At 67.3% G+C, this 7744-nt stretch carries 6 protein-coding genes; 3 read left to right on the forward strand and 3 right to left on the reverse strand.

Annotated features, from left to right (window positions below; all coding sequences use genetic code 11):
- Positions 1-75 precede the first annotated feature (75 nt).
- The 3 genes from acdA to AUP43_RS04035 all read right to left on the reverse strand — a co-directional run bounded on the left by acdA (position 76) and on the right by AUP43_RS04035 (position 4245).
- The gene (gene acdA, locus AUP43_RS04025; protein ID WP_067553007.1) at positions 76-1290 is read right to left on the reverse strand and encodes a 3-sulfinopropanoyl-CoA desulfinase; all 1215 of its coding nucleotides are present in this window, start codon (positions 1288-1290) and stop codon (positions 76-78) included.
- A 95-nt stretch (positions 1291-1385) separates the two neighbouring features.
- Entirely contained in the window at positions 1386-3071 is a 1686-nt protein-coding gene (locus AUP43_RS04030; RefSeq protein ID WP_157089227.1) for a tetratricopeptide repeat protein, read from the reverse strand.
- A 160-nt stretch (positions 3072-3231) separates the two neighbouring features.
- Positions 3232-4245: a hypothetical protein gene (locus tag AUP43_RS04035; RefSeq protein WP_157089228.1), complete on the reverse strand. Its 1014-nt coding sequence runs from the start codon at positions 4243-4245 to the stop codon at positions 3232-3234.
- A 13-nt stretch (positions 4246-4258) separates the two neighbouring features.
- Between AUP43_RS04035 and AUP43_RS04040 the strand changes: the two genes are divergently transcribed.
- The 3 genes from AUP43_RS04040 (at position 4259) to AUP43_RS04050 (ending at position 7684) form a co-directional block, all read left to right on the forward strand.
- Complete coding sequence (locus AUP43_RS04040) at positions 4259-4753, forward strand: thioesterase family protein (RefSeq protein WP_067553016.1); 495 nt, start codon at positions 4259-4261, stop codon at positions 4751-4753.
- Positions 4754-4833: 80 nt separating this feature from the next.
- Positions 4834-5877, forward strand: a complete 1044-nt coding sequence (locus tag AUP43_RS04045; RefSeq protein ID WP_067553014.1) for a GGDEF domain-containing protein — start codon at positions 4834-4836, stop codon at positions 5875-5877.
- A 1-nt stretch (position 5878) separates the two neighbouring features.
- A complete protein-coding gene (locus tag AUP43_RS04050; protein ID WP_084462554.1) occupies positions 5879-7684 on the forward strand; it encodes a chloride channel protein in 1806 nt (601 codons plus the stop codon).
- Positions 7685-7744: the final 60 nt, after the last annotated feature.

The raw sequence follows: 7744 nt of genomic DNA on the forward strand, positions 1-7744 counted from the left end.
GCGTGGACCCCCGCAACAAGTGCGGGGGTGACGGACTGGGGAGGGGCAGGAGCAGCAGCAGCGGTAAGCGGCGCCTTACTCCGCCGCGGCGCGGGGCAGGTTCAGGTAGCCGTCGCGGGTTTGCGGCAGCTTGGCGCCCAGGATGCGCGAGGCGATCAGCGTGCGCAGCACCTGCGCGGTGCCGCCGCCGATGGTGAACATGCGGGCGTCGCGGACCATGCGCTCGACCGGATTGTTGCGCGAATAGCCGGCCGCACCATGCAGCTGCAGCGCGTCATTGGTCACCTTCACCGCCATTTCCGAGGCGAAGACCTTGGCTTGCGCCGCCGCCGTGGGGTCGGGGAAGCGCTCGCCGCTGGCGGCGGCGTTGTGGATCATGGCGCGGGCGGCTTCCACGGCGATCGACATGTCGGCCAGCATGAATTGCAGCCCCTGGAATTCATAGATCGGCCGGCCGAACTGCTCACGCTTCTTGGTGAAGGCGAGCGCCGTCTCATAGGCCCCCTCGGCGATGCCGAAAGCGACGGTGGCGGCCCCAACGCGCTGACCGTTATAGGCGTTCATCAGCCCGGCGAAACCGCGCCGGATGCCTTCCGGCGGCGTCACCAGCATGTCGGCGGAAATCTCCAGATTCTCGAAGATCACTTCGGCCTCGGGAATGCCGCGCAGCCCCATGGTCGGTTCGCGCTTGCCGATGATCAGCCCCTTCGGCTCGATGCCGGCCTCGGGATCGCGCACGGCGATGAAGCCGCCGATGCCCTGCTCGACGCCATTATCGAAGATGCGCGCGAAGATCAGATGCAGCTTGGAGACGCCGCCGCCGGTGATCCAATGCTTCTTGCCGTTCAGGATATAGCGGTCGCCCTTTTTGTCGGCCCGCGTGGTCATCTCGGTGGCGGCGCTGCCGGCCTCCGGCTCGGTGATGCAGATCGCCGGCTTGTCGCCTTTCAGCACCAGCGCCGCCGCCAGCTTCTTCTGTTCCTCGGAGCCATAGGCCATGATCGCGCCGACCGCGCCCATATTGGCCTCCACCGCGATGCGCCCGGTGACGCCGCAGACCTTCGCCATCTCCTCGATGACCAGGCAGGTTTCCAGATAGCCCAGCCCCTGGCCGCCATATTGCTGCGGGATGGTCATGCCGAAGAAGCCGGCCTCCACCATCGCCTCCACATTGTGCCAGGGATATTGCTCGCTGCGGTCCACCTCGGCGGCGCGCGGGGCGATCACACTCTGCGCCAGCTCGCGGGCGCGGGCCTGGAGCGAGAGCTGGGCGTCGGTCAAACGGGTCATGTCGGGCTTCCTCGGTTTCTGATTTGGCAGAAATCTAGGCCAAACCCCGCCGCCCGGAAAGGCTTCTCGACGCAAACCTCGTTTTCGTTTCGGCCTTACCGCACCCGCTGGGCGTAGGTATTGGCGCGGCGTTGCCAGTTCGGCACGCCGACGGCGCGGTAGACGCGGCCGGAGGCGGTCAGCAGGGCGGCGCCGGTCATATTGTCGTTGCCGACATTCATCAGCCCCAGCATGAACAGGCAGTCCGCCTCGGCCAGCGAATCGCCGACCTGCTGGTAGAAATTCCGCGCCTCGGCATAGGCTTCCATGGCCGGGCCCAGGCGGCCCAGCGTCGCTTCCAGATCGCCGATGGCGCGCAAGGCCGCGCCGGCCCCGGCGATATCGCCGAGCTGCTCGTAATAGGAGCGGGCATAGGCGAAGGTGACGCGCGCGCCGTCCGGATTGTCCATCAGGAACTCGGTCTGGCCCATCGCCAGCAATGTCTGCGCCTGGTCCTTGGTGTCGCCGGCCGAGCTGTAGAAGCCATAGGCCTCCTTGAACAGCTGCTTGGCCTGGCGCTGGTTGTTGCGCAGCCGGTGGATATGGCCCTGGCCCTTCATGCCGTCGCCGATCAGCCCCTTGTCCTGCGCCTCGTTGGCCAGCTTGGTGGCGCGCTCGAAATGCTGGCTGGCCTCGTTCAGCCGGCCCAGCATGCGCTCCATTTCGCCCAGGCCGAGCAGCACCTTGGCGATGTCGGCCTTGTCCTTGACGTCGTTCAGCGCCGCGACGGCGGACGCGCCGATCTGCCGGGCCGCCTCGAAGCGGCCGGTGGCGCGGCGCAGATCGCCCCGGCCGGACAGCAGCGCGCCATCGCCGACCCGGCGGCCGGCGCGCTTCAACAGTTCCGCCCCGCGCAGCAGATGGTCGCGCGCGTCGTTCGGCCGTTCCATCATGCGCAGCAGATCGTACATGGTGGTGCGCAGCACGCCCTCGCCGACGAAATCGCCGCAGCGGCGGTACAGGACGCTGGCCCGTTCGTAGCGGGTGGTGGCGTCGCTGGTATCGCGTTTCTCGCGCGAGACATCGGCGCGGCGCGCCAGCGCATGGGCCTCGCCCAGCTTGTCGCCGCTCTGCGAGAAGGAGACGCGGGCCTGCTCGAAGCTGGTCGCGGCGTCGTCGGCCTTCAACTGGCGCAGCAATATCTCCGCCAGGCCCAGCAGCGCGTTGCCCTCGCCCATGTAATCGGCCTCGCTGCGGTATTTCTCGCGCGCCTCCTGATAGCGCTGGGCGGCGTCCTCATTGGCGTTGGCCTGGGCGGCAAGATCGCCCATGGCCAGCAGGATATTGCCCTGTTCGCGCGGGGTGCGCTCGCCCTCCAGCTCGGCCATCGCCTGTTGCAGCAGGTTGGCGGCGGCCGGCATCTGGCCGCGCGAGAGCAGCAATTCCGCCTTGCTGGTCAAGGCCTGGGCGACGCCGATCTTGTCCCCGGATTCCTGGAACTGGCTGCGGGCATCGTCGTACAGGCTTTCCACCTCGGTGCCCTGGCCGGTCAGGCGGCCGCCCTCGGCCTGCACCCAAATGCGGCCCGCCGCGGCGCGCAGCCCGGTCGAGAGCTTGCCGCCGCTCATCAGCGCGTCGACGCCCCCGTCGCGCTCGATGCCGCGGGTGGTGACGTAGTCGATCAGGATGGTTCCGCAACAGATCAGGAAGGTCGCGCCGGCCACGATATGCTGGTACAGCGCCGGCCTGCCGAGCGTCAGGAAATAGCTGCTGCCCGCCGCGGCCAGGGCACCGGCGAACATGAACAGGCGCCGCAAGACGCGTTGCTGGCGCTTTCGCTTGGCACTGCCTCGTGCGGCTGCTCGCACGGCTTTCTCCGATACTGCCGCTTGCCTATTGCCCTCCCTCTATAAGTGCTAAGGGTGGCCGGGGAGAAGCAGAAAATGCTAAGTAATTTTTTTATCAGATTTGATCAGATTGCTTGACCGGAATGCCGGTGCCGGCGATCCGCCGGTAAACCGGCTGCATCAGCATCGGCAGCAGGTAGATCGGCAATTGCCCGATGGCGAAATAGAGGAACACGTCGGGGTCTGCCGCCGTGCCCAGCGCGGCCATCAGCAGGGCCAGGTTGCGGTTGCCGGTAACCAGGGCGACCGTGGTGCGGGCAATTCTGTGCAGCGGGAAAAACACCAGCATGCTGACGGCCTGCATGCCCAGATTCACCGCGAAGACGGCAATCACGAACATCGCCACGAAGCCCGGCTCGGCAATCGCCCGGGCGGCGATGCCGTCCATGGTGGCGATGGCGAACAGGATCATCAGCACCACCAGCATGCCGTCGAGATGGAAGCCGATATCCTTGACCCGCTGCTCCCCGGCCAGCTTGCGGATGCCCATCGCCAGCCCGAAGGCGCCGCCGACCAGCAGGACCAGGCGGATCATCAGGTCGGCCGCGCCGATCTGCAGGTCGATGCCCAGCAGCGCCAGCGCCAGCGGCGGCAGCACGAAGGGATAGAGGAACATGGTGCCGATCACCACGATCAGCGCCAGCGCGCTATCCAATCCGGAGAACACGGCGATCGCCGGCGAGCTCAGCAGCGACGGCGCGGCGGCGTACAGCACCATCGCCGTCTTCAGTCCGGGCGGCAGGTCCAGCGGGGCGACGGCAAGCATCACCAGCACCGGACAGCCGATCAACACCCAGAGCTGGAAGGTCAGCAGCCGGGTCGGGCGCCGGGAATGCTCGATCACCTTCGGCCAGTCGATGCGCAGCATGGTGATGACCAGCATGGCGAACACGCTGGCGGTCAGCAGCGGCCGCACGAAAGCGGCCAGCCCCGGCAACGCCAGGCCAATGAAGATACCGAGAGCGAGAATGAAGGGGGCGCGACGACCGAGCGTCGCCAGCAGACGAGCCAGCATGATGGCCGGAGTGTAGGAGGATGCCTGCCGGCTTGCCAAGCGCGGTATAGGCATTAGCATGTCGCCCATGACCCCACCGCACATCGCCAGCACCCATCGCGGCGCCGTCCTGCCGGATTGGATCGACAGCAACGGCCATATGAATCTGGCCTATTACCTCGTCGCCTTTGACCATGCGATCGACGTCTTCACCGATTCCATCGGCATGGACCGTGCCTATCGCGACGCGCATGGCAGCACGATCTTCGTGGTCGAGACCCATCTGACCTATGCGCGGGAACTGGTGGAGGGCGATGGGTTCCGTATCGAAACCAGGGTGCTGGGCGTCGAGGGGCGCAAGCTGCGGCTGTTCAACGTGATGTATTGCGGCGACGAGGCCGACACCGTGGCGACCAACGAGCTGATGATCCTGCATGTCGATATGCGCACCCGGCGCTCGGCCCCGTTTCCCGCACCGATCCTGGCCCGGCTGATCGAGTGGGAGGCGCGCCAGGCGGCCCTGCCGCCGCCGCCCGAGGCCGGCCGCGCCATCGGCCTGCAAAACCGCACAAAAACGCTTTAGGACACATGATCGCGGCTGATAATTCCGTTTCGATCTGCTAACCATAAAATGCCGTGCAAAATCGAGAATAGCTGAGCCGCATGAACGACCTGAAGCGTATCAAGACCTTGGCGGAAGCCGCGCTGTCGTCGATGCGGGAGCGGCTTGTGCCGCCCACGCCGGAAAATTTCCAGGTATGGTTCCATTATCATGCCGACAGCTATGGCGATTTGACCCGTCTGATCGACGGGTTGCTGCGCGACAAGGCGGCGTTCGATCAGCGGCGCAATGACGAGCTTTACGCCCGGTTCTTCGGCGGCGAGATTCAGAACGCCACGCTGAACGCCGCCGCCAGCACCGAGAAGATCCTGCAGGAGGTGCTGTCGCAGATCGGCCTCGCCAACCAGGACGCCGCCTCCTATGCCGGCTTCCTGCGCGAGACGGCCAGCAAGCTGGAGGGCGGGGTAAGCGCGCAGACGCTGCCGGCGCTGCTGTCCGGCCTGTTCGCCGAAACCAAGCGCATTCAGGAACGCAACGAGGCGCTGGAAAGCCGGCTGCTGAATTCCAGCGAGGAAATGTCGATCCTGCGCCGCGACCTGGAGACGATGCAGCGCGATGCCCAGACCGACGGGCTGACCGGCATCGCCAATCGCAAGCGCTTCGACATGGAGATGCGCCGCGTGCTGCGCGAGGCCGAGGAGACCGGCCAGCCCATGTGTCTGATCATGCTCGATATCGATCATTTCAAGAAATTCAACGATCTCTATGGCCATCAGATGGGCGACCAGGTGCTGAAGCTGGTGGCGCGGACGATGAAGGATTGCGTGCGCGCCGGCGATCTGCCGGCCCGGTTCGGCGGCGAGGAATTTTCCGTCGTGCTGCCCAATGCCGGCTTGGCAGAGGCTGCCGACATTGCAGACCGCATCCGCCGCACCATCGCCTCGCGCCGGATCGTGCGGCGCGACAGCAAGGTGGAGCTGGGCGGCATCACCCTGTGCGCCGGCGTCGCCCTGTGGCAGATGGGCGAAAGCGTCTCCGGTCTGATCGAGCGCGCTGACGAGGCGCTGTACGTCGCCAAGCGCAGCGGCCGTAACCGCGTCATCACCGAGGAACAGGTGCGCGATCCCGACGCCATCAAGATGTGAGATGACGGAAGATTCGCCCGGGGCCGCGCCTCGCAGCACGCCGCTGACCCGCCTGACCGGCGGCGTCGGCCGGTTGCTGCGGCAGGACCATATCCGCCTCGGCGTGCTCTCCGTTGTGGTCGGCGTCGCGGCGGCTTTCGCGGCGATCCTGTTCCGCGAGGGGATCGAGCTGTTCCAGTCGCTGTTCCTGGGCTTTCGCGGCGAGTGGGTGGCCAGCTTCGCGGCCGCGCAACCCTGGTGGCGGATCATGCTGGCCCCGGCGGCCGGCGGCGTGCTGATCGGCCTGTTGATCCAGTACGCCATGCCCGGCGGCAGCGCCAAGGGGGTGCCCGACGTGATCGAGGCCAGCGCCCTGCGCGGCGGGCGGATCGGCGTGCGCGGGGGGCTGGGCAGCGCCGTTCTGTGCGCGCTGTCGCTGGGATCCGGCGCGTCGGTCGGGCGCGAGGGGCCGGCGGTGCATCTGGGGGCCACCATCGCCAGCTGGCTGTCGCGCCGCATCGGCCTCGGGCGGTCCAGCGTACGTGTCCTGCTGGGCTGCGGCGTCGCGTCCGCGGTGTCGGCCTCGTTCAACGCGCCGATGGCCGGGGCCTTCTTTGCGCTGGAGGTGGTGATCGGCCATTACGGCTTGCAGGCCTTCGCGCCGATTGTTGTCGCCTCGGTGCTGGGGGCGATCGTCAGCCGCATGCATTTCGGCGATTTCCCCGCCTTCACGGTGCCGGGCGTCGTGGAGGTCTCGGTGTTCGAATATCCGGCCTTCATCCTGCTCGGCCTGTGTTCGGCGGCGGTGGCCATTCTGTTCGTGCGCAGCGTCGATTGGGCGGAATGGGCCACCACCCGCATCGCCGTGCCGCGCTTCGTGCGCACCGGGGCGGCCGGCCTCGCCATCGGCCTTATCGCGCTGCTGGTGCCTGAGGTGCTGGGCGTCGGCTATGAGGCGACCGATCTCGCGATCCAGGCGCAATACGGCTTCTGGATGCTGGTGCTGCTGCTTGTCGCCAAGATGGCGGCGACCGCGATTGCGCTGGGCGGCGGCTTTCCCGGCGGGGTGTTCAGCCCGGCGCTGTTCCTGGGGGCGATGCTGGGCGGGGCCTTCGGCATCGTGGCCGAGATGCCGTTTCCCCAGCATGCCGCCGGGGCCGGGGCCTATACGCTGATCGGCATGGCGTCGGTGGCGGCGGGCGTGCTGGGCGCGCCGATCTCCACCGTGCTGATGCTGTTCGAGATGACCGGCGACTACCAGGTCACCATCGCCGCCATGGTCGCGGTCGCCGTCTCCAGCCTGGTGACGCGGCAGGCCCTGGGGCACAGCTTCTTCACCTGGCAGCTCGCCAAGCGCGGGCTGACCATCAAGGGCGGCCACGAGGTCGGCATCCTGCAGGAGATCAAGGTGCGCACGCTGTTGCGCACCGATCAGGAGACGGTCGGCCCGGACGACGACATCGTCGAGCTGCGCGCGCATCTGCTGAAGGCCCCGCAGGCCGAGCTGTTCGTGGTCGAGGACCGCAAGCTGCTGGGCATCCTCACCCTGGCCGATCTGGGCAGCGCCGCCTTCGATCTGGAGACCAAGAAGGGGCCGACCGCGCGCGAGGCGATGCGCGCCGACCCGCCCTTCCTGTCGGCCGAGGACGATCTGGAGGCGGCGGTGAAGCTGTTCGCGCAGATCGAGGAAGGGCTGCTGCCGGTGGTCGAGGATCGCCGCACCAAGCGCCTGATCGGCTGCCTGCACGAGCGCGACGCCATGCGGGCCTACAATAAGGCGCTGATCCGCCTGCGCGCCGAGGAGCATGGCGAGAAAGTCGCGGATTAAATCCCGGCGCTTGCCGCCTTGTCCTTCGAGACGCCGCTGACGCGGCTCCTCAGGACGAGG

This window comes from Oceanibaculum pacificum (assembly GCF_001618175.1).
GTDB lineage: Bacteria > Pseudomonadota > Alphaproteobacteria > Oceanibaculales > Oceanibaculaceae > Oceanibaculum > Oceanibaculum pacificum.

What these genes read in the sequence shown, in the direction of transcription:
- AUP43_RS04050 (WP_084462554.1), top strand. Translation starts at nt 5,879, where the DNA reads ATGACGGAAGATTCGCCCGGGGCCGCGCCTCGCAGCACGCCGCTGACC.
- AUP43_RS04040 (WP_067553016.1), top strand. Translation starts at nt 4,259, where the DNA reads ATGACCCCACCGCACATCGCCAGCACCCATCGCGGCGCCGTCCTGCCG.
- AUP43_RS04030 (WP_157089227.1), bottom strand. Translation starts at nt 3,071, where the DNA reads ATGTTCGCCGGTGCCCTGGCCGCGGCGGGCAGCAGCTATTTCCTGACG.
- acdA (WP_067553007.1), bottom strand. Translation starts at nt 1,290, where the DNA reads ATGACCCGTTTGACCGACGCCCAGCTCTCGCTCCAGGCCCGCGCCCGC.
- AUP43_RS04045 (WP_067553014.1), top strand. Translation starts at nt 4,834, where the DNA reads ATGAACGACCTGAAGCGTATCAAGACCTTGGCGGAAGCCGCGCTGTCG.
- AUP43_RS04035 (WP_157089228.1), bottom strand. Translation starts at nt 4,245, where the DNA reads ATGCCTATACCGCGCTTGGCAAGCCGGCAGGCATCCTCCTACACTCCG.